Origin of the sequence: Erwinia typographi (genome assembly GCF_000773975.1) — a bacterium.
Taxonomy (GTDB): domain Bacteria; phylum Pseudomonadota; class Gammaproteobacteria; order Enterobacterales; family Enterobacteriaceae; genus Erwinia; species Erwinia typographi.
On record NZ_JRUQ01000044.1, the window covers coordinates 107391 to 127127 of the forward strand.

Below are 19737 nucleotides of genomic sequence, written 5' to 3' on the forward strand. Positions count from 1 at the left end.
CAGGCTTCCCGGCAGGCGGCGAAGGCATGAACCTTCAGAAGCTTACTGACGTAAGTCTCTGAAGGTTCATGCTGCCAGGCCAGTCGCAGAGAATTATTTCAGCGCGCCGGAGAGAAACTGCTGTAAGCGGGTGCTTTGAGGATTGTTGAACAGCTGTTGCGGCGGCCCTTCTTCTTCAATCTTGCCCTGATGCAGGAAGATCACATGGCTGGAAACGTGGCGGGCGAACTCCATTTCATGGGTAACCACCACCATGGTTTTCCCTTCTTCTGCCAGCTTCTGCATGATCTTCAGCACTTCGCCCACCAGTTCAGGATCGAGCGCCGACGTCGGCTCATCAAACAGCAGCACTTCCGGCTCCATCGCCAGCGCGCGGGCAATCGAAACGCGCTGCTGCTGTCCGCCGGAGAGGTTAACCGGGTATTTGCCGCGCGCGTGCTGATCGATCCCCACTTTATCGAGGTACTTAATCGCCCGCGCCTGCGCTTCGGCCTTGCTCAGGCCCAGCACCTGGATTGGCGCTTCCATAACGTTTTGTAGCACCGTCATGTGGCTCCACAGGTTGAAGTGCTGGAACACCATCGTCAGGCTGGTGCGCAGCTCGCGCAGCTGCTCCTTATTCGATACCTTCAGCTGACCATCCGTGTCGCGGACCAGGTTAATCATCTGATTATTGACGGAAATCGTGCCTTCGCTCGGCTTTTCGAGGAAGTTTATGCAGCGCAGGAAGGTACTTTTTCCCGAGCCGGAAGAGCCAATGATGCTGATAACATCCCCGGCATTCGCCTGGAGCGATACGCCCTTCAGCACCTCATGCTCGCCATAACGCTTGTGCAGTTCAGTTACGTTTAATTTATTGTCGGCCATAGTTCTGCTCAATGAGTTGATGAGGGTTTGACGTGCTTCAGCCAGCGTTTTTCCGCCTTGCGGAACAGACTAATCAACACATACGAGATAATGAGATAGAGCACCGCGGCAATACCGAAAGCCGCAAACGGCTGATAGGTCGCGGAGTTAATATCGCGGGCAACCTTCAGCAGGTCCGGCACCGTGGCGGTAAAGGCCAGCGCGGTGGAGTGCAGCATCAGGATCACTTCGTTGCTGTAGGCAGGCAGCGCCGTGCGCAGCGCCGAAGGCATGATAATGCAGCGATAAAGTTTAAAGGTGGAAAAGCCGTAGGCGCGCGCCGCCTCAATTTCACCGTGTGGCACCGAACGTATTGCCCCGGCGAAGATTTCGGTGGTGTAGGCACAGGTATTCAGCGTCAGCGCCAGCAGAGTACAGTTAAGGCCGCTGCGGAAAAAGGCGTTCAGCAAATCGTTGCCCTTGACGATTTCCAGCGTGTACATGCCGGAATAGAAGATCAGCAGCTGGACATAGAGCGGCGTGCCGCGAAATACATAGGTGAACAGCCATACCGGAAAGCGTACCGCGGTGACGGAAGAGACGCGGGCAATTGAGAGCAGCACGGCCAGGCATCCCCCCAGTACCACGGAAATAATCAGCAGCCAGAGGGTAATCGCCACGCCGGAGAAACGGTAACCGTCGGTCCACAGCAGGGCTTTCCAGTAGTCGTGAATAATGTCGATCATAAGTCTGCCCTTCTTACACCCACCGAATAACGGCGCTCAAGCCACAACAGCACACCGTTTGACAGCGTGGTGAAGACCAGATAAATCACCCCGGCCACCACCGCGAAATAGAACGGTTGCCAGGTACTTTTTCCGGCCAGCTGGGTCGCTTTTACCACGTCTTCCAGTCCCAGTAGGGAGACCAGCGCGGTCGCTTTAAGGATAACCTGCCAGTTGTTGCCAATGCCCGGCAGCGCATAGCGCATCATGCCTGGGAACAGGATCCGACGAAAGGTTTGGGAAGAGGTAAAGCCGAACGCCGTCGCGGCCTCAATCTGACCTCTCGGCACCGCCATATAGGCGCCGCGGAAAGTCTCAGTGAAGTACGCGCCGTAGATAAAGCCAAGGGTAATGATACCGGCAACCATCGGATCAATATCGAACTGATCCACGCCCAGCGCATCGGTCAGTTGGTTCAGGGCGATTTGCAAACCGTAGAAAATCAGCAGCATCAGCACCAGATCGGGCACGCCACGAATCAGGGTGGTGTAGCCTTCGAAGATCATCCGCAGCGGACGATTGTTGGAGAGTTTGGCCCCGGCGCCAATCAACCCAAGGATAACGGAGAGCAGCACCGAGCTGAGAGCCAGCTCCAGCGTGACCAGCGCACCTTTTAAAATAACTTCAGAATATCCATACAGCATAGGCCTGCCTTTGTATTAACTTCGCGTTTTATCCGCCGTGGCGTACAAAACGGGGGCCGCCGTCCGCAGACTGTCGGCCCCCATGACAGGTTTTACTTAACCGCCGTACACGTCAAAGTCGAAATATTTTTTTGCTAACTTGTCATAGGTTCCATCTTTACGGATGGAATCAAACGCTTTATCGATAGCGGCTTTCAGATCGGCATCATCTTTACGCATGCCCATACCGGTCCCCACGCCGAAGATTTTCTCATCCTTCACCGCAGGCCCCGCAAAGGCAAAGTCTTTGCCCGCTGGCTGCTTCAGGAAGCCTTCACTGGCGGCCACTTCATCCTGGAAGGCAGCATCAATACGTCCGGCAGTCAGATCCTGATAGACCAGGTCCTGGTTAGCGTAAGGCGTAACGGTGATGCCCTTCGGACGCCAGTTTTCGTTAGCGTAAGTTTCCTGAGTGGTGCCCTGCAACAGACCGATGGTTTTGCCTTTCAGCGAATCCAGCGTCGGCAGGATCTTAGAGCCTTTCGGCGCAATCAGACGGGCGTTTGCAGCGTACAGTTTTTCCGAGAAGGCGATTTCCTGCTGACGCTTTTCGGTAATTGAGAGCGAGGAGATGATGGCATCAATTTTTTTCGCTTTCAGCGAGGGGATCAACGCATCGAAATCACTTTCCACGTAGGTACATTTGGTCTCCATCCGCTTACAGATCTCATTCGCCAGATCGATATCGAAGCCTACCAGTTGCCCCTGGGCGTTTTTGGACTCGAAGGGAGCATAGGTAGGATCGGTGCCGATACGCAGCGTTTTCGGTACCGCAGCAAACGCGCTACCCGCGCTTGAGAGAGCCAGCAGCAAAGAAAGAGCCAGGACCTGCTTTTTCATAAATTACCCTCAATGATGGTTTTTATTATATCAATCGTGATGTTGTTAGCGTCGTCAGAGCAGTTGTCATTTGCAGATTTCATGCCAGTTTTTCCATGCCCTGCCCCATCGCTGCGCAATCAGCTTTTTGCGCCTTCTGACGGCGCAAACGCCTTGATTGTGGGGAAATATATAACAGGTTTGTAGAATAAAGGGGGCATCAATGTTGCATTTTGGTGCACTCAATGCACAAAAAGCGATTCAGCACCAATCATTGCACCATTAAAGTGCACAACCGCTGCCGTTATGCACCCTGCCAGCGCGTAAACAGATCGTTATCGAGCGTGATATCAAACTGGTCGAACACCCGATTAACGGTTTGATCGACGATATCCATGATATTTTCCGGGCGATGATAGAAAGCGGGGACCGGCGGCATAATGATCGCCCCCAGTTCGGCGGCGGTGGTCATCATCCGCAGATGGCCCAGATGAAGCGGGGTTTCACGCACGCACAGCACCAGGCGGCGGCGCTCTTTCAGCACCACATCGGCAGCGCGGGTTAGCAGACCGTCGGTATAGCTGTGCACAATACCGGAGAGGGTTTTCATCGAGCACGGCAGGATCATCATGCCGTCGGTTTTGAACGAGCCGGAGGAGATGCTGGCGGCGATATCGCGCACGTCATGCACCACATCGGCCATGGCCTGCACGTCGCGCAGCGAATAGTCACTTTCCAGCGCCAGCGTCTGCCGGGCAGCCTGGCTCATTACCAGATGGGTTTCCACCTCGCTAATCTGCTGCAAAATCTGCAGCGCGCGAACGCCATAAATGACGCCGCTGGCACCAGAGATGCCGATAATGAGTCGTTTCATAACTATCCTGCGGGCTTAAAGAGTGAAGTATGGCATCTGGCGCGTAAAAAAAGAAATGGGCCGGAATCTCTTCCGGCCCATCTGACCAGTTAGTGCGCCTGAGAATATTAGCCTTCGTTGTGCATTTCCAGGTTTTCCACTTCATTCTGCCGCGCCAGCGCCTTGGCGTCATCATTGCGCAGCGACTGCAGGTACTCCAGATATTGCTGATCGACGTCCCTGGTCACGTAGATGCCGTTGAACACCGAACATTCGAACTGGACGATATCCGGGTTCTCTTCTCTGACCGCTTCGATCAGATCGTTCAGGTCCTGGAAGATCAGGGCATCAGCGCCGATCAGCTGGCGGATCTCTTCCACTTCACGGCCGTGCGCGATCAGCTCCGTTGCGCTTGGCATATCGATGCCGTAGACGTTCGGGAAGCGAATTTCCGGCGCGGCCGAAGCCAGATAAACCTTTTTCGCCCCGGCTTCACGCGCCATTTCGATGATCTGTTCGCAGGTGGTGCCGCGAACGATGGAATCGTCAACCAGCAGCACGTTCTTGCCGCGAAACTCCGCACGGTTGGCGTTCAGCTTACGGCGAACCGCGCTGCGACGCTGGTGCTGGCCCGGCATGATAAAGGTGCGGCCAACGTAGCGGTTTTTGACAAAGCCCTGACGGTAAGGCTTATCCAGAATCCGCGCCATCTCCAGCGCGATATCGCAGGACGTTTCCGGAATTGGGATAACGACGTCAATATCCAGGTCTTCCCACTCGCGGGCAATTTTCTCACCCAGCTTGGTGCCCATACGCACCCGGGCGCTGTAAACGGAAATTTTGTCCAGGAACGAGTCCGGGCGGGCAAAATAGACGTATTCGAACAGGCACGGATTGTATTTGGGGTTCTCGGCGCACTGACGTGTGAACAGCTGGCCTTTTTCGGTGACGTAAACCGCTTCACCCGGCGCGACGTCGCGCAGGAACTCAAAGCCCAGGGTATCCAGCGCCACGCTTTCCGAAGCCACCATATATTCGCTGCGGCCGTCCTTCATGCCGCGCTTGCCGATCACCAGCGGACGGATGCCGTTAGGATCGCGGAAGGCGACCAGCCCATGACCGATAATCATCGCCACGCAGGCATAGGCGCCGCGAACATGCTGATGAACCGCCGCCACGGCGGCAAAAATATTATCGGCTTCAAGCGGGTAGTGCTGAAAACGGTCCAGCTCCTGAGCAAAGATATTGAGCAGGATTTCAGAATCTGAGGTGGTGTTAACGTGACGACGACCGCTTTCGAACAGCTGCTTGCGCAGTTCATGGGCGTTGGTCAGGTTGCCGTTGTGCGCGAGCGTAATGCCGTAAGGTGAGTTCACATAGAAGGGCTGCGCTTCAGAAGCGCTTGAGCTTCCCGCAGTGGGGTAGCGGACGTGACCGATCCCCATGTTGCCCTGCATCCGCTGCATATGACGGGCTTCAAATACATCGCTCACCAGGCCGTTTGCTTTACGCAGCCGGAAGCAGTTCAATGCATCAATGGTGACGATGCCTGCGGCATCCTGCCCACGGTGCTGGAGCACCGTTAACGCGTCATAAATCGACTGGTTGACCGGCATGAAACCGGCGATCCCGACAATACCGCACATGTGGTTATTTCCTCATAAGCCGCAACCCCGGTTCTATTACCGGGGCAAAAAACTCGACGTGCTTTTCAGATAGTCAAAAAACCACCTGATGATGTAACTGAACTGGGGAACCAGCTGAGACTGTTGCCAGTCCGCGCTTTTGGAAAAGCCGGTGAAGGTATCGAGGAAAAACAGTATCGCGGAGACAATCAGCACGCCACGTAATGCCCCGAAACAGACTCCCAGCACTCTGTCGGTACCCGACAGGCCGGTTTTCTCAACCAGCGAACCAATCACGTAGTTGACGATAGCCCCGACTAACAGCGTGGCAACGAACAACACCGCAATGGCGATCCCATTTCGAACCAGTTCGTCTTCAAAACCGGTAAACCAGACGGCAAGGAAGGAGTAGTAATGACTGGCGACAAAAAATGCGCAACCCCAGGTGACGAGAGATAAGGCTTCCCGAATAAACCCACGGATCAGGCTGACAAGAGCCGAAAAACCAATAATCGCAATAATGACGTAATCTATCCAGACCATGAACTCTTCCAGCGACTGTGCCCCTGCATCCAGTTCGGGGCGAATTCTAACAGAAAAAGAAAACGTTTGCGTAGGGTTTTCCTTTGCCAGTTTAATTAAACCATTGTGTCAAAAAAACCAGCATTCATGCCTGCTGGCGGCTGTCCGCGACACCCGGTCAGCCTTGTTCCGCAATCTTTTGATTTCCATCGGGTAACGGCCCTGCGCAAGGCGATACCGTCCAGAGGATAAAAGGAGCTGACTCTCGCAGTAACAGAGCCAGGCTATCATGATGCGGGCAGAAGCGTTCCGCCCGCATCAGGCATTATTTAGCGCCGTACGGCTTCACTACGCCGCCCAATCCGGAAATGCTCTTCAGCTCGCCTACGGCAGCCTGCATCTTCGCTTTCGACGCGTCCGGCCCAACGTAGATACGGGTAATCTGCCCCTGAACCGGCGTGGAAGGCACGGTAAAGGCGCGGTAGCCTGAGAGCCGCAGCTGGGCGACCACCTCATTCACCTTGCTGGCGTTTTTCAACGCGCCCAGCTGCACAACGTAAGCCTGACCGCCCGGCGCACTCTCCGGCTTAGCCGGTGCGGCTGGCTCCGGCGCTGGCGCGGGTTCTGCCTTCGGCTGCGGCTTCGGTTTTTCCACCGGTTTCTCAACCGGTTTAGGTTTCGGTTTCGGCTTCTCTACCGGCTTCGGCTGCTGAACGGGCTTCGGCTCCACTACCGGCGGCGGCGCAATCACGCCCGGATGATTACTGGACTGAGGCGCAGTCGACCCGCTTTCCGCCTGTGAGCTGTTGCCGCCGTCCTGCCCTTCTACCGCGCTGCCCGCCCCTTCCGGCGGCTGTGCTGGCAGCGGCTGAGTAACCGGCGGCACCAGATCGTTTTCCTGCTGATCGCCCGGTTTAGGCACCAGCGGGATCGCGGCAAATTCTTCTTTGTAGTGTTTTTTCTTACCATCAAGCAGGCCAGGCAGAATGATAATGCCCAGTGCTACTATAATGACGGTCCCGACTAAACGGTTTTGAAACTTACTGGCCACTGCCGTTCTCCGTTTCCCTCGTTTCCATTACGTGTGCCACGGTGTGAAAAGAGCCGCACACCAGCACAATATCCTGCTTTTCCGCCTGCCGTAGAGCGTGGCGATAAGCATCGGCCACGCTGGCAAAGGTCTGAGCCTGCGGCAAATGCGCCTTCAGCTGTTCAGCGCTGGCCCCGCGCGGCCCTTCAAGCGGCGCGCAGTACCAGTAATCAACCTCCGGTGCCAGGCACGCCAGCGTACCGGCGATGTCTTTATCATGCAGCATACCAACCACCGCGTGAACTTTGCCGCTTTTTTGCAGCTCGCCGAGACGCCCAGCCAGATAGCTGGCCGCATGGGGGTTATGCGCCACGTCCAGAATCACCCTTGGCGACTCGCTGACCGTTTCAAAACGGCCCGGCAGAATCGCTTTATCCAGCCACTGACAGATAATCGCATCTTCAACGTGCAGCGGGGAAGCCCGCAGCGCGGCAAGTGCGGTAGCGGCATTCGGCAGCGGCACCTGCGGCATTGGTAAGGCTTTCAACGAACCCTGCGTATCGGTAAATGACCAGCTGTTGTCGGCCACGGCGTATGACCAGTCCCGGCCGCGCCTGATAAGATGCGCGCCGAGGGTATCGGCCACGTCCGCGATGCTTTGCGGCATGTCAGGCTCGCCGACCACTGCCGGTTTACCGGCCCGAAACACGCCAGCTTTCTCACGCCCAATGCTTTCGCGATCTGGCCCGAGCCAGTCGGTATGGTCGAGCGCAATGCTGGTGACCACCGCCACGTCAGCATCCACAATGTTGGTGGCATCAAGACGCCCGCCCAGACCAACCTCAAGGATCGCCACGTCCAGCTTCGCGCGCTTAAACAGCCACAGCGCCGACAGCGTGCCGTACTCGAAATAGGTTAGCGAGGTTTCCCCTCTCCCGGCCTCGATATCAGCAAAAGAAGCCGTGTGCTCAGACTCCGCCAGCTCTTTGCCCTGAATGCGCACCCGTTCCGTATAGCGAACTAAATGAGGAGAGCTGTAAACGCCCACGCGATAGCCAGCGGCGATCAACAGCGTTTCAAGGGTGCGGCAGGTGGTGCCTTTGCCGTTGGTGCCCGCGACGGTGAAAACTACGGGGGCGGGAGTGAGCAGATCGAGCGAAACAGCCACGCGTTGAACGCGCGTCAGCCCGAGTTCGATAGCTTGAGTATGAAGACTCTCAAGATAATGAAGCCACGCGACCAGGGGCGACGTGGCTTGAGGAAGATTATCCATTTGTCCCGTTCACAGCGTTACGGTTCATTGGTGAAAGGGGCATCGCGCCCCTTTCGATCATCGGTCAGGCCTCATGGCTCTGGGGGGCGTCTTCAACGACCTCATTGGCGGCAACTTCTACTGGCGCAGGCAGATTCATCATCTTAGCCAGAAGGCTTGCCAGCTTGAAGCGCATCACCGGCCGGCGGACGATCATGTCTATCGCGCCCTTTTCGATCAGGAACTCACTGCGCTGGAAGCCCGGCGGCAGCTTCTCACGTACCGTCTGCTCGATAACGCGCGGGCCGGCAAAGCCGATCAGCGCTTTCGGTTCAGCGATGTTCAGATCGCCCAGCATCGCGAAGCTGGCGGAGACGCCCCCCATGGTCGGGTCGGTCAGCACGGAGATGTAAGGCAAACCGCGCTCCTGCATCTTGGCCAGCGCCGCGCTGGTTTTCGCCATCTGCATCAGCGACATCAGCGCTTCCTGCATACGCGCACCGCCGGAGGCGGAGAAGCAGATCATCGGGCAATTATCTTCCAATGCCTGCTCTACAGCCCGCACGAAACGCGCGCCTACCACGGAGCCCATCGAGCCGCCCATAAAGGAGAACTCAAAGGCGGCCGCGACTACCGGCATCCCGTGCAAAGTCCCCTTCATCACGATCAGCGCGTCTTTTTCGTCAGTCTCTTTTTGAGCCGCCGCCAGACGATCTTTGTACTTTTTAGAATCTCTGAACTTGAGCAGATCTTTCGGCTCCAGTTCGCTACCCAGCTCAATCAGAGAGCCCTCATCCAGCACACTGTGCAGACGTTCGCGACCATGCATGCGCATGTGGTGATCGCATTTCGGGCAAACTTCCAGATTGCGCTCCAGCTCGGCGCGGTACAGGACCTGGCCGCAGCTGTCGCACTTAGTCCAGACTCCTTCAGGAATACTGGCTTTGCGCGAAGGGGTGATAGTGCTCTTGTTGAGAATTCGTTCAATCCAGCTCATTGATAACCTTTCTGTTTGAACCTGGTGAAACCAGTTTTCTTTTTTCCACGCCGCGCGGCAGCGCAGACCATAATGTCGCTCATTAAACCATAACCGCCCGATGCTGTGGATAGAAATCTGGCTAAAGGGCGGCAGTTTAGCGATGTATTACTACGATTTTTGCTGACGCGCGGCGCGACGATGGCGCCAGACCTCAATCACGCCCGGCAGAACCGACAGCACAATAATCGCCACGATCAGCAGCTTCAGGTTTTCCTGGACGACCGGCAAGTCGCCAAACAGGTAGCCCGCATAGGAGAATAGCAGTACCCACAGCAACCCGCCCGAAACGTTATACAGGGCGAAATGGCGGTAGGACATTTTCCCCATTCCGGCGACAAACGGCGCAAATGTCCGAACGATCGGCACGAAGCGCGCAAGAATAATCGTTTTCCCGCCGTGACGCTCGTAAAATTGATGGGTTTTATCGAGGTAGCTGCGGCGGAAAATTTTCGAGTTGGGGTTGCTGAATAATTTGTCGCCAAACAGCCGTCCAATGGTGTAGTTGACCGCATCGCCAACGATCGCCGCGACCGCCATCAGCGCCACCATCAGGTGAATATTGAGGTCGTTAGTGGGCAGCGCCGCCAGCGCTCCGGCGACAAACAGCAGGGAATCTCCCGGCAGGAACGGCGTGACAACCAGCCCGGTTTCGCAAAACAGGATCAGGAACAGGATGGCATACACCCAGATACCATACGCCGCCACCAGCTCCGCCAGATGAACATCAATATGCAGGATGAAATCAATAACAAAATGGATCAGTTCCATACAGGTTTCCTTAAGTCTCCAGGCCGGATTTAATCCTCGAGGAACAGCGGTCCCATCGGCGGACGAGGTAATTCATAGCGTTCAGGGTAATCGACTGAGACCAGATACAGCCCCTCAGCCCTCGCGGTCGCCGCTGCCAGCGTGCGATCTTTTGCCGCCAGCAGCTCGGCCATCCAGCTCTCCTGCTGATTGCCGCAGCCTATCTCCATCAGGCTTCCTACGATATTGCGCACCATATGGTGCACAAATGCGTTGGCTTTGATGTCCACAATCACGTAAGCGCCGAAGCGGCTGACGTTAAGATGCATCACGTTGCGCCACGGCGAGCGGGACTGGCACTGCACGGCGCGAAACGAGGTGAAGTCGTTTTCACCCAGCAGACTCTGCCCTGCCCGCTGCATTTTATCCACGTCCAGCGGGTGATAAAAATGCGTCACGCCGCCGTGCAGGATCGCCGGACGCAGACGGCGATTGTAGATCACATAACGATAGCGCCGCGCCGTGGCGCTGAAGCGGGCATGGAAATCGTCCGCCACCGATTTGACCCAGCGCACGGCGATATCATCGGGTAAATTAGCATTCACCCCCAGCGTCCAGGCAGCATCCTTACGCGCCGAGGTGGTTTCAAAGTGCACCACCTGCCCGGTGCCGTGAACGCCGGCATCGGTGCGACCCGCGCAGTAGACGCTGACCGGATGGTCAGCCACCTTAGACAGCGCCTGTTCCAGCTTTTCCTGGACGCTGCGCACTTCCTGCTGCCGCTGCCAGCCATAATAGCGGCTGCCGTCATATTCAATGCCGAGCGCCAGCTTATGCTGCTGCTCCGGCAAGCCTGCTTCTGACATCAGTACATATACTCCTGCGCCAGCTTCTCAGCGGTTTTCACCGCCATCAGCGCGCCGCCGAAGCGGACGTTGTCAGCCACTGACCAGAATTGCAGGATCTCCGGCACGCCGTAATCGTTGCGCACGCAGCCCATGCTGAGATGGTCGCTGCCGGAAGCATCGCCGACCTGAGTGGGATAGTCATTGTCCTCAGACAGCGCGATATCTTCGGTCTGGAGCAGCACCTCGCGCGCTTCTTCAGCCGACATGGGGCGCAGGTTCTCAAGGTGAACGATCTGCGCATTGCCGTAAAACACCGGGACCTGCACGGTAGACACCGACACCGGCAGCCCTTCGTCCTGCAATACCTTACGCACCTGATCAACCAGCCGACGCTCTTGCAGCACGCTCCCTTCGGCGTCCGGCAGCAGCGGCAGCACGTTGAACGCCAGCTGGCGGCCAAAGAAACTCTCCTCAACCGGCAGGCCGTTCAGCAGACGGGCGCTTTCGCCAGCCAGCGAATCCACGGCGGCTTTGCCGTGCGCCGAGGCGGCAATCAGGCTGGTTACCTGTAGGCGGCTCAACCCGGCGCGATCGACCAGCGGCTTGATGGCGCACAGCAGTTGGCTGGTGACGCTGTCAGCAACGCTGATAATGTTGCGGTTGCGGTAGTCGTCCAGCACCTGTGGGTTGACGTCCGGCACCACCAGCGGCACGTCCGGCTCCAGCGCGAACAGGTCGCTGCTGTCGATCACCAGGCAGCCCTGGTTGGCGGCTTCGTCAGCGTAGCGCGCTGAGGCTTCACGCCCGGCGGTGAAAAAGGCCAGCTGCACCTGGGACCAGTCAAAATCACTGGCGTCAGTAACCAGAACAGACTTGCCTTCATAGCGCAGAGTTTCGCCCGCGCTGCGTTCGCTCGCCAGCAAATACAGTTCACCAACCGGGAACTGGCGCTCGGCCAGCAGTTCCAGTACAGCTCGCCCTACCGCGCCTGTCGCGCCCAGTAGCGCAATGTTCCAGCCGTCAGACATGTTGGTTAACTCCAGAAAATGAGACAAAAAGAGAAGGCGGTGATACCACCGCCCGGTGAAGCAGAATAATGACTATGGCTTATGCTAACCTTAGGAAGCCGGCTGGAAAACTGCGTTAAATCCTAGTTTTACCAGCAGGGTCGCCACCCGCTCAACGTCGCACTGCACCCGCAGCGACGACCATTCGCGACGCTCAAGATAATTCTTGCGCAGACGGTCAAATTCGCCAGGGATCGCCGCTACCGCTCTGAGCGGCGCATCGTCGCGGCGCACATCATACACCAGATGCACCAGTCTTTTCAGCGTTGGCTGATCGAGCTCGCCGTGCAGCGTAATCTGACCAAATTCCGGCGCGGGCAGTAGCGTATCCAGTGCGACCTGCTGCGGCTGACCAAGGAACCGGGTCCAGGCTTCAAACACCTGCGTGGTGCCGCGCGCTTTGCCTTCCAGCGTATAGCCGGCAATGTGGGGAGTCGCGATATCCACTTTTTCCAGCAGCGGCAGCGAAAGCTCCGGCTCTGGCTCCCAGACGTCCAGCACCACGCTCAGATCGTCACGCTGCTGTAAAGCGTCCAGCAGCGCGGCGTTGTCCACCACCGGGCCACGGCAGGCATTAATCAGGATAGTCCCCGGCTTCAGCGCCTTCAGCAGCGCTTCGTCGGCAAGGTGCAGCGTTTTGTAGTCGCCCTGCTTAAACAGCGGCGTATGGAAAGTCAGAATATCGGCTTCGGCCACCAGCGTGGAGAGCGGCAGGAAATCGCCCTCCTCTCCCCGATCGGCACGAGGAGGATCGCACAGCAGCGTCCTGATCCCCAGCGCTTCCAGCCGCGTCTGAAGCCGCCCGCCGACGTTACCCACGCCGACGATGCCCACGGTGCGGTCCTTGAGCAGAAAGCCGTCGCGCTCGGCCAGCAGCAGCAGCGAGGAGAAGACATACTCCACCACCGCAATCGCATTACAGCCGGGTGCGGCCGAGAAGGCGATTCCCTGCTCCTGCAAAAACGCCTCATCGATATGGTCGGTTCCCGCAGTGGCGGTGCCGACAAACTTTACGGGCTTGCCGCTAAGCAGCCCGGCATTGACCTTAGTGACCGAACGCACCATCAGTCCGTCCGCATTATCCAGCGCCTCCGGCGGCACGGGGCGACCCGGCACCGCAACCACGGTTCCGGTGCGGCTGAACAGCTCGCGGGCATAAGGCATATTTTCATCAACGAGGATTTTCACAATCGTGTTCCTGCCTGGTTACTAGTGGGGCAGTATTCTGCCATAAACCGTTGGGGCGGATAACCCTCAGGTGCGGTGTTCAGGAAGTTATCCGTTTGAAGAGCATGACGAGCGGCTGCGGTAGCGATCCGGCGTGGTGCCCGCCTGCTGCTGAAACATTGCAATCAACGCGGAGGCGGAGCTGTAACCCAGTTCCAGCGCCGTCTCCTGCACGGTTTTCCCCTGCTCCAGCAGCGAGATGGCGTGCAGAAAGCGCAGGCGCTGACGCCATTCGCTGAACGACATTCCCAGCGCGGCCTGGCAGCGTCGGGATAACGTCCGCTCGGTGGTATAAACGCGCGCGGCCCACTGGGCCAGCGTGGTGCTGTCAGCCGGGTCCTGCTCCAGCGCCCGCAGCACGGGGGCAAGGTATTTATCCTCAGAAGTCGGCAGATAGCTCTCCTGCTCCTCCGCTCGCTTGAGCTGATCCAGCAGCACTTCGCACAGCCTGAGATCTTCAGGCGTGACGGGCAGGGTCAGCTCCCGCCGCGCCAATTCTGCCATGATCGCCTGCACAATACTGCTGACGCTGAGCAGACAGGCGCGCTGCGGCAATCCTGCGCACAGCGTCGCCGCCACGTTAAAAGTGCGAAAGTGCGCCTGCTTGCGATTATAGCTGGCGTGCTCAACGCCAGGCGGGATCCAGATGGGGATTTCCATCGGCGTCAGCAGCCGTGCGTCGCCAACCTGCATTTGCAGCACGTTGGACTGAACAAAAATAGCCTGTCCCCATGGGTGAGCATGGGGAAGATATTCTGTGTTGGCGTTAGCCAGCTCGTAGGCAAAGAAAAACTGCGAACGATTGGCATCGTGCGGAGAGGAATAGGTGATCTGTTCGTTCATTCTGTCCGGTTAATGGTTGGTTTTGTCTGATATTCACTATCTGCCGTTAATAAGACAAGCGTACACTGTCTGTCTTTATTTCCCAATCTGGTTTCTCAATGAATTTTTTGTTTCCCCTGCTCGCCGTGCTGATCTGGTCAGTCAACGCCATCGTCAGCAAAGTTTCGGCTGGCGCCATCGATCCGGCGGCTATCTCGTTTTACCGTTGGCTGCTGGCTCTGCTGACGCTGACGCCCTTTTTGCTGCCCGCCGTCTGGCGCAACCGTCAGCAAATCCGGCAGGTATGGTGGAAACTGCTGATCCTCGGACTGCTCGGCATGGTGCTCTATCAAAGCCTGGCCTACTACGCGGCGCACAGCGTTACCGCGCTGTTTATGGGGATCATTAACGCGCTTATTCCGCTGCTGACGGTGTTAATCAGCATTGTGCTGCTGCGGCTGGCACCGACGCTCGGCATTGTGATTGGCAGCCTGCTGTCGTTTGGCGGGCTGGTGTGGCTGGTGAGCCAGGGCAATCCTCAGCAACTGCTGTCGCACGGACTGGGCAAAGGGGAGCTGATGATGTTCGCCGCCTCAACCTCTTATGCGCTGTATGGCGTCCTGACCAAACGCTGGGCCATCCCGCTGCCCAACTGGCAGAGCCTGTATGTGCAGATCCTGTTTGGCGTATTGCTGCTGCTGCCGAACTTTTTAATGGCAAAGGATGTATCGCTTAACCTGCACAATATTCCGCTGGTGCTGTTTGCCGGTCTTTTCGCCTCGGTTCTCGCGCCGTTTCTGTGGATTCAGGGCGTGATGCGGATGGGGGCCAATACCGCGACCATATTTATGAACCTGGCGCCGATTTTCACCGCCATCATCGCCGTGCTGTTCCTGCACGAGGCGCTGCACAGTTACCACTTTATCGGCGGCGGCGTCACCTTACTGGGCGTGCTGCTGGCGCAGCGTCTTCGGACCCCGATTCGCTGGAGAAAAAGGCCGTCGGCCAACGCGGATTCAGCGGTGACAAAAGTCGACTGACCCGCCATTTGCCCAGCGCCGGACTGTCCCGCAGTCTGGCGTGGGCTGGCGAGGCAAAATATTTCCCACCGCCTGCCCCCGGCTACTACCTATCGCTGGGCGGGATTGTTATCATAGCCAATCACCCTTTCTCCGGCGTGCCCCGGATGTTGACCTTTAAGTGAAGGATTTTGTCATGCAACCTCTTAGCGGCCCCGGCGATCGTATTACGGTCGATGCCAAACCAGGCACCCCTCGCCCAGGCCCGGGAGATCAACCGCTGACGCCCGTTCAGCGCACCACGCTGGAAAGACTGATCGTCAAAATTATGTCGCTAAGCTCGCTGAAATCAGCCGAGCTGTGGGCCGGGCTGCGCCATGAAGTTGGGGTGAAAAACGATGCGGGCCTGCTGGCGCGCCATTTCCCGGCGGCAGAGCAGTTTCTGAATACCCGCCTGTCGCAGGTGCAGAATTCCCACGCCACCCGCCAGCTATTCCAACAGCTGACCGATCTGCTGCCTCAGGGCAACAACCGCCAGGCGGTGAGCGACTTTATCCGCCAGCAGTTTGGTCATACGGTGCTCAGCTCGCTGACGCCGGACCAGCTGCGCCAGGTGCTGACCATGCTGCAAAATGGTCAGATAGCGATCCCGCAGCCCCAGCAGAACCGCATATCGGACCGGACGCTGCTGCCTGCGGAACACCATACGCTGAATCAGCAGATCTCCCGCCTGGCCGCCGCCACCGGGGAACAGCCGGTCAAGCTGTGGGCCGCCGCCATGAAGGTGGTGAACCTGCACAGCGGCGATCCTATCCCCTCGCGCCTGTTCCCTCTGCTGACCCAGTATTTACAGGTCAGCCAGACGCTGAGCCAGCAAGCCGCGCCTACGCTGCCAATGCTGCTCGCCTCGCTGAAAGTGCCGCCGGACCACGCCGAGCAGCACATGCTGGAAGAAGCCAGCCAGCTGCGTTTTCAGCAGCCGCCGCAGGCGATCCTCACCACCGCCCAGGCGCAGGACCTGATGAACCTGCTGTTTGCCCGTCGCGCAGAACGCCAGCGCGAGCAGCTGCTGGCCGACAGCGAACTCCATCCGCAGCCGATTGCTGCCCCGCTGTTTGGCTATGTGCCGTCGGTGCTACAACCGATTGTGAACCGCCCGGCATTCACCGCCTTCGCCGTTATCGTGCTGATTGTCTTTCTGATGTGGATGTTCCTCTGAGGCGTTAGCAGCCGCACCCTTCCTTTGTAGACTGCGAAGGCCATTCGCCGGGGGCATCTCCCTGCGCGACCGGGTGATGGTCGCGCAGCCAGAAATCCAGCCCGCCAATCAGCTCTTTCACCCGATAACCTGCCGCCGCCAGCTTCAAGGCGCCTTTGGTTGAACCATTGCAACCGATGCCGTCGCAGTAGGTCACGTAGACTTTTTCCCTGTCCAGCGCGGCCAGCGTTTCTGCGGTCATCATCCGGTGAGGAAAACTCACCGCGCCACAAATATGCCCAGCGCGATACTGCTCTACCGAACGGGTATCGATAACCCCGATCGCCACGATCCCGTTAGCCAAATCCTGCGCCGTATCCCAGGCATCGGCATAATGAGCCAGCTTGTCCCTGAGAAGGGCTTCGCTTTGCTGAGCGGAAAACGGTGGAAACGCCAGTACGGCGGACGTTGCGGTCATGGTAACTCCTTTGATTAAGATATCAGCAGATGATACGGTTAATTGGCCTTAGTCATAACACCCATTTTAAGAGATGGATAAGACCATTATGCCGCAGACCACGGTTCCCTATATCCAGCTGTTCCAGGCAGAAAAAGGCCAGACCCGTCGCGACAAGCTCTGCGGCACGCTGCGCCAGCTGATCGCCAGCGGCACGCTGAAAAAAGGCGAGCGTTTACCCTCTTCTCGCCTACTGGCCAGCGATCTTTCGCTGTCGCGAGTGACGGTGGAAGCGGCCTACGCGCAGCTTGAAAGCGAGGGCTATCTCTACCGCAAAACGGGGAAAGGGACTTTTGTGGCGGTCGCACTCACCGAACGTCGTCCCGAAAAAAAAGCGCCTGAGCCTGCCAGCGTAAAGCTCTCCTCCCGTGGTAAGACCATTGTGGCGACGGGCGGCTGCCATGACCCGCTGTTTCCGCACGCCTTTGCCGCAGGATCGCCGGATTTGCGCGCCTTTCCTCATGCCGTCTGGCGCAGGTTAACCAACCAGCGGCTTCGCCACGCGCCGGAAGAGTGGATGCGCTATGGTCCTCCGCAGGGCGTTACCCTTTTACAGGAGGCCGTTGCCCGCTATCTTGGGCAGTCGCGCGGCGTCCGTTGCGAACCTGAACAGGTGATGGTGCTCACCAGCTCACAGCAAGCTTTGCAGATGCTCGCGCTACTGTTATGCGATCCGGGTGATGAGGTCTGGCTGGAGGAGCCGGGCTACAGCGGCGCCCGCAATGCGTTTATCAGCGCCGGAGCCCGTATCGGCACCATGCCGCTGGATGAAGAAGGCGCCACGATACCCGATATCCCCGCCCCGGCCAGGCTGGTCTACCTTACCCCTTCTCATCAGTATCCCACCGGCGTCACCATGAGTTTACAGCGCCGTCTGCAGTGGCTGGCGTTCGCCCGCCGCCAGGGATGCTGGCTGCTGGAGGATGATTATGACAGCGAATTTTATTACGACGATCAGCCTATGCCTGCGCTTCAGGGGCTCGATGACGCCGGTCGGGTGCTGTACATGGGGACTTTTTCCAAGGTGCTGTTCCCTTCGCTACGGCTGGCTTATCTCGTGGTGCCGCCGTCCTTAGTCGATCCGCTGTGTAAACTGCGCAGCGTCATGGATGGCCACAGCGCCCAGCTGATGCAGGCCGTGACCGCTGATTTTATCAACCACGGGCATTTTCAGGCGCATCTGCGGCTGATGCGTAAGCTCTACGCCAGCCGTCGTGACCTGCTGCTGGAACAGCTGGCGAACAAGCTGGGCGACCGGCTTCAGCCGCTGAGCCACAGCAGCGGACTTCAGCTGACGGTAGCGCTGCCGCAGGGCGACGAACGGCGCCTGACGCAGGAGGCGCAGCAGCAGGGAGTGATCCTGCCCAGGCTGTCGCCGTTGTACAGCGGACAGCCCCGCCAGCAAGGATGGATACTGGGATTCTCAGCCCTGCAAAGGGCAGAGATTATTCAGGCCGTTGAGAAGCTGGCGCGGCTGCGCTACTGACTGCGGGCAAAGTTTAGGGTGACCATAATGCCCAGTACTGCACAGGCGGCGCCGGCCAGGTAAACCGATCCGTAACCCATTGAGGTGGCGAGGATGCCGGTGAGCGGCCCGCTTGCGCCGTAGGCGATATCCTGAAACGCCGAGAAGCCGCCCAGCGCCGTGCCGCGCACCTGCGGGGCGACGCGCTTTACCACCTCCACGCCCAGCGACGGGAAGATCAGGGAGCAGCCGCAGCCGGTCAGCGCAGCGCCTGCCAGCGCCATCCAACCCGAGCCAGCAAACCCAAGCACCAGCAGACCGATAGCCTCAACCGTCAGCGAAACCAGCGCCACTTTGATACCGCCAAGCCGATCGGGCATCCAGCCAAACAGGATGCGCATCAGCACAAACGACAGCCCAAAAGCGGTCAGCGCAAAGCCCGCGTTGCCCCACTGCTGTCTGGCGAAATAGAGCGAGGTAAAGGTGCCGATCACCGCAAAGCCTACGCCCTGCAAGGCCAGCCCGCAGCCCGGAGAAAAAACCTGCCCGACCACGGCCCACAGCGAAGGACGCTCGCCGTCATGCGTCGGCACCGGTTTGACCCAGAAATTAAACAGCAGCGCGATAGCGGGCAGGATCATGGTGGCAATCCCCATCGCCATAAAGCCCCAGCGATCGTGCAGCAGCAGGCCGAGCGGCGCGCCCGCAGCCAGCGCGCCATAAATAGCCATGCCGTTCCACGACATGACCTGACCTGAGCGCTTAGGCCCGACCAGCCCCATGCCCCAGGTCAGATTGCCGGTGAGCAGCTGGCTTTCACCGAATCCCAGCAGCAGACGCCCTACCACCAGCAGCGCGAACTTGCCCATCACCGGCAGCGGCAGCACCGCCGCCAGCACATAGGCCAGCCCCACCAGCGTACAGGCCAGCATCCCCTGCAACACCGAACGCTTCGCCCCGCGCTGGTCGGCCAGCCTCCCGGCGTAGCCTCGGGTCAGCAGCGTGGCAAAAAACTGGATGCCTACGGCAATTCCTACCATCACGTTGTTGAGGCCCAGTTCCTGGTGAACAAACAGGGGTATCACCGGCAGCGCCAGCCCTGCGGTCAGGTAGGTTAAAAAAACGGCAAATGAGATGCTCGCCAGCGAGGCGCCAGAGCTGGCTGAGCGAGGGGTGTGGGCTGTCGACATGAGTCACGTTTCTCCTTGATTGTGCGTAAGGTACGCCAGACAGAGCGCACCCCGTGACGCCATTGTCGGGCAGCGGTGAGAGCGCGTTGGTTGACGTTAAACGCTTACGCAACATCGTGACGACGTTGAGGGACAAATTAGTGAGAAAGTTTGGAGCAAAGTCAGGCTAGCGTCAATCGCCGC

Annotated in this window: 20 protein-coding genes; 3 read left to right on the forward strand and 17 right to left on the reverse strand. The window is 58.3% G+C overall.

From position 1 onward, the window contains the following. Positions 1-93: 93 nt before the first annotated feature. The 15 genes from hisP to NG99_RS15825 all read right to left on the reverse strand — a co-directional run bounded on the left by hisP (position 94) and on the right by NG99_RS15825 (position 14186). On the reverse strand, positions 94-867 hold the full coding sequence (gene hisP / locus NG99_RS15755) for a histidine ABC transporter ATP-binding protein HisP (protein WP_034894928.1): 774 nt from the start codon (positions 865-867) through the stop codon (positions 94-96). 8 nt (positions 868-875) lie between these two features. Beyond that, the gene (locus tag NG99_RS15760; protein ID WP_034894931.1) at positions 876-1592 is read right to left on the reverse strand and encodes an ABC transporter permease; all 717 of its coding nucleotides are present in this window, start codon (positions 1590-1592) and stop codon (positions 876-878) included. Continuing rightward, positions 1589-2275: a histidine ABC transporter permease HisQ gene (locus tag NG99_RS15765; RefSeq protein WP_034894934.1), complete on the reverse strand. Its 687-nt coding sequence runs from the start codon at positions 2273-2275 to the stop codon at positions 1589-1591. Before NG99_RS15765 ends, NG99_RS15760 begins: the two co-directional genes overlap by 4 nt. 96 nt (positions 2276-2371) lie before the next feature. Further along, positions 2372-3154, reverse strand: a complete 783-nt coding sequence (gene argT, locus NG99_RS15770) for a lysine/arginine/ornithine ABC transporter substrate-binding protein ArgT (protein ID WP_034894937.1) — start codon at positions 3152-3154, stop codon at positions 2372-2374. A gap of 283 nt (positions 3155-3437) precedes the next feature. Next, positions 3438-4007: a UbiX family flavin prenyltransferase gene (locus tag NG99_RS15775; protein WP_034894939.1), complete on the reverse strand. Its 570-nt coding sequence runs from the start codon at positions 4005-4007 to the stop codon at positions 3438-3440. Between the two features lie 107 nt (positions 4008-4114). Further along, the gene (gene purF, locus NG99_RS15780; RefSeq protein ID WP_034894942.1) at positions 4115-5632 is read right to left on the reverse strand and encodes an amidophosphoribosyltransferase; all 1518 of its coding nucleotides are present in this window, start codon (positions 5630-5632) and stop codon (positions 4115-4117) included. Between the two features lie 36 nt (positions 5633-5668). Further along, a complete protein-coding gene (gene cvpA, locus NG99_RS15785; protein ID WP_034894945.1) occupies positions 5669-6154 on the reverse strand; it encodes a colicin V production protein in 486 nt (161 codons plus the stop codon). Between the two features lie 304 nt (positions 6155-6458). Continuing rightward, the gene (gene dedD, locus NG99_RS15790) at positions 6459-7184 is read right to left on the reverse strand and encodes a cell division protein DedD (RefSeq protein WP_034894948.1); all 726 of its coding nucleotides are present in this window, start codon (positions 7182-7184) and stop codon (positions 6459-6461) included. Next, entirely contained in the window at positions 7174-8436 is a 1263-nt protein-coding gene (gene folC / locus NG99_RS15795) for a bifunctional tetrahydrofolate synthase/dihydrofolate synthase (RefSeq protein WP_034894951.1), read from the reverse strand. Before folC ends, dedD begins: the two co-directional genes overlap by 11 nt. 64 nt (positions 8437-8500) lie before the next feature. Further along, the gene (gene accD, locus NG99_RS15800) at positions 8501-9412 is read right to left on the reverse strand and encodes an acetyl-CoA carboxylase, carboxyltransferase subunit beta (RefSeq protein ID WP_034894954.1); all 912 of its coding nucleotides are present in this window, start codon (positions 9410-9412) and stop codon (positions 8501-8503) included. Between the two features lie 150 nt (positions 9413-9562). Continuing rightward, positions 9563-10222, reverse strand: coding sequence for a DedA family protein (locus tag NG99_RS15805; RefSeq protein WP_034894957.1), 660 nt, complete (start codon positions 10220-10222; stop codon positions 9563-9565). A 29-nt stretch (positions 10223-10251) separates the two neighbouring features. Continuing rightward, a complete protein-coding gene (truA, locus tag NG99_RS15810; RefSeq protein ID WP_034894960.1) occupies positions 10252-11067 on the reverse strand; it encodes a tRNA pseudouridine(38-40) synthase TruA in 816 nt (271 codons plus the stop codon). Then, positions 11067-12077 carry an aspartate-semialdehyde dehydrogenase gene (locus NG99_RS15815; protein ID WP_034894963.1) on the reverse strand — a complete coding sequence of 337 codons (1011 nt, stop codon included), beginning with the start codon at positions 12075-12077 and terminating at the stop codon, positions 11067-11069. The genes truA and NG99_RS15815 overlap by 1 nt, the downstream gene beginning before the upstream one ends. Before the next feature lie 90 nt (positions 12078-12167). Beyond that, on the reverse strand, positions 12168-13304 hold the full coding sequence (pdxB, locus tag NG99_RS15820) for a 4-phosphoerythronate dehydrogenase PdxB (RefSeq protein WP_034894966.1): 1137 nt from the start codon (positions 13302-13304) through the stop codon (positions 12168-12170). Between the two features lie 87 nt (positions 13305-13391). Further along, a complete protein-coding gene (locus NG99_RS15825) occupies positions 13392-14186 on the reverse strand; it encodes an AraC family transcriptional regulator (protein ID WP_034894969.1) in 795 nt (264 codons plus the stop codon). 98 nt (positions 14187-14284) lie between these two features. On the opposite strand from NG99_RS15825, the gene NG99_RS15830 reads away from it, so the two are divergent. Together NG99_RS15830 and flk are read left to right on the forward strand one after the other, a co-directional pair. Further along, positions 14285-15205, forward strand: coding sequence for a DMT family transporter (locus NG99_RS15830; RefSeq protein WP_034894971.1), 921 nt, complete (start codon positions 14285-14287; stop codon positions 15203-15205). 175 nt (positions 15206-15380) lie between these two features. After that, positions 15381-16403 (forward strand): flagella biosynthesis regulator Flk, encoded by a 1023-nt coding sequence (flk, locus tag NG99_RS15835; protein WP_034894974.1) that lies wholly within the window; start codon positions 15381-15383, stop codon positions 16401-16403. A 4-nt stretch (positions 16404-16407) separates the two neighbouring features. On the opposite strand, the gene NG99_RS15840 is transcribed toward flk, so the two are convergent. After that, on the reverse strand, positions 16408-16860 hold the full coding sequence (locus tag NG99_RS15840; RefSeq protein ID WP_034894977.1) for a rhodanese-like domain-containing protein: 453 nt from the start codon (positions 16858-16860) through the stop codon (positions 16408-16410). An 88-nt stretch (positions 16861-16948) separates the two neighbouring features. Between NG99_RS15840 and pdxR the strand changes: the two genes are divergently transcribed. Beyond that, positions 16949-18385 carry a MocR-like pyridoxine biosynthesis transcription factor PdxR gene (gene pdxR / locus NG99_RS15845; RefSeq protein WP_034894979.1) on the forward strand — a complete coding sequence of 479 codons (1437 nt, stop codon included), beginning with the start codon at positions 16949-16951 and terminating at the stop codon, positions 18383-18385. Here pdxR and NG99_RS15850 read toward each other — a convergent pair. Beyond that, positions 18379-19554, reverse strand: coding sequence for an MFS transporter (locus NG99_RS15850; RefSeq protein ID WP_034894982.1), 1176 nt, complete (start codon positions 19552-19554; stop codon positions 18379-18381). The two genes, pdxR and NG99_RS15850, sit on opposite strands and share 7 nt — an antisense overlap. Positions 19555-19737: the final 183 nt, after the last annotated feature.

Excerpts from the sequence above, each read along its gene's own strand:
- hisP (WP_034894928.1), bottom strand. The coding sequence starts at position 867 with ATGGCCGACAATAAATTAAACGTAACTGAACTGCACAAGCGTTATGGC.
- NG99_RS15760 (WP_034894931.1), bottom strand. The coding sequence starts at position 1,592 with ATGATCGACATTATTCACGACTACTGGAAAGCCCTGCTGTGGACCGAC.
- NG99_RS15765 (WP_034894934.1), bottom strand. The coding sequence starts at position 2,275 with ATGCTGTATGGATATTCTGAAGTTATTTTAAAAGGTGCGCTGGTCACG.
- argT (WP_034894937.1), bottom strand. The coding sequence starts at position 3,154 with ATGAAAAAGCAGGTCCTGGCTCTTTCTTTGCTGCTGGCTCTCTCAAGC.
- NG99_RS15775 (WP_034894939.1), bottom strand. The coding sequence starts at position 4,007 with ATGAAACGACTCATTATCGGCATCTCTGGTGCCAGCGGCGTCATTTAT.
- purF (WP_034894942.1), bottom strand. The coding sequence starts at position 5,632 with ATGTGCGGTATTGTCGGGATCGCCGGTTTCATGCCGGTCAACCAGTCG.
- cvpA (WP_034894945.1), bottom strand. The coding sequence starts at position 6,154 with ATGGTCTGGATAGATTACGTCATTATTGCGATTATTGGTTTTTCGGCT.
- folC (WP_034894951.1), bottom strand. The coding sequence starts at position 8,436 with ATGGATAATCTTCCTCAAGCCACGTCGCCCCTGGTCGCGTGGCTTCAT.
- accD (WP_034894954.1), bottom strand. The coding sequence starts at position 9,412 with ATGAGCTGGATTGAACGAATTCTCAACAAGAGCACTATCACCCCTTCG.
- NG99_RS15805 (WP_034894957.1), bottom strand. The coding sequence starts at position 10,222 with ATGGAACTGATCCATTTTGTTATTGATTTCATCCTGCATATTGATGTT.
- truA (WP_034894960.1), bottom strand. The coding sequence starts at position 11,067 with ATGTCAGAAGCAGGCTTGCCGGAGCAGCAGCATAAGCTGGCGCTCGGC.
- NG99_RS15815 (WP_034894963.1), bottom strand. The coding sequence starts at position 12,077 with ATGTCTGACGGCTGGAACATTGCGCTACTGGGCGCGACAGGCGCGGTA.
- NG99_RS15825 (WP_034894969.1), bottom strand. The coding sequence starts at position 14,186 with ATGAACGAACAGATCACCTATTCCTCTCCGCACGATGCCAATCGTTCG.
- NG99_RS15830 (WP_034894971.1), top strand. The coding sequence starts at position 14,285 with ATGAATTTTTTGTTTCCCCTGCTCGCCGTGCTGATCTGGTCAGTCAAC.
- flk (WP_034894974.1), top strand. The coding sequence starts at position 15,381 with ATGCAACCTCTTAGCGGCCCCGGCGATCGTATTACGGTCGATGCCAAA.
- NG99_RS15840 (WP_034894977.1), bottom strand. The coding sequence starts at position 16,860 with ATGACCGCAACGTCCGCCGTACTGGCGTTTCCACCGTTTTCCGCTCAG.
- pdxR (WP_034894979.1), top strand. The coding sequence starts at position 16,949 with ATGCCGCAGACCACGGTTCCCTATATCCAGCTGTTCCAGGCAGAAAAA.
- NG99_RS15850 (WP_034894982.1), bottom strand. The coding sequence starts at position 19,554 with ATGTCGACAGCCCACACCCCTCGCTCAGCCAGCTCTGGCGCCTCGCTG.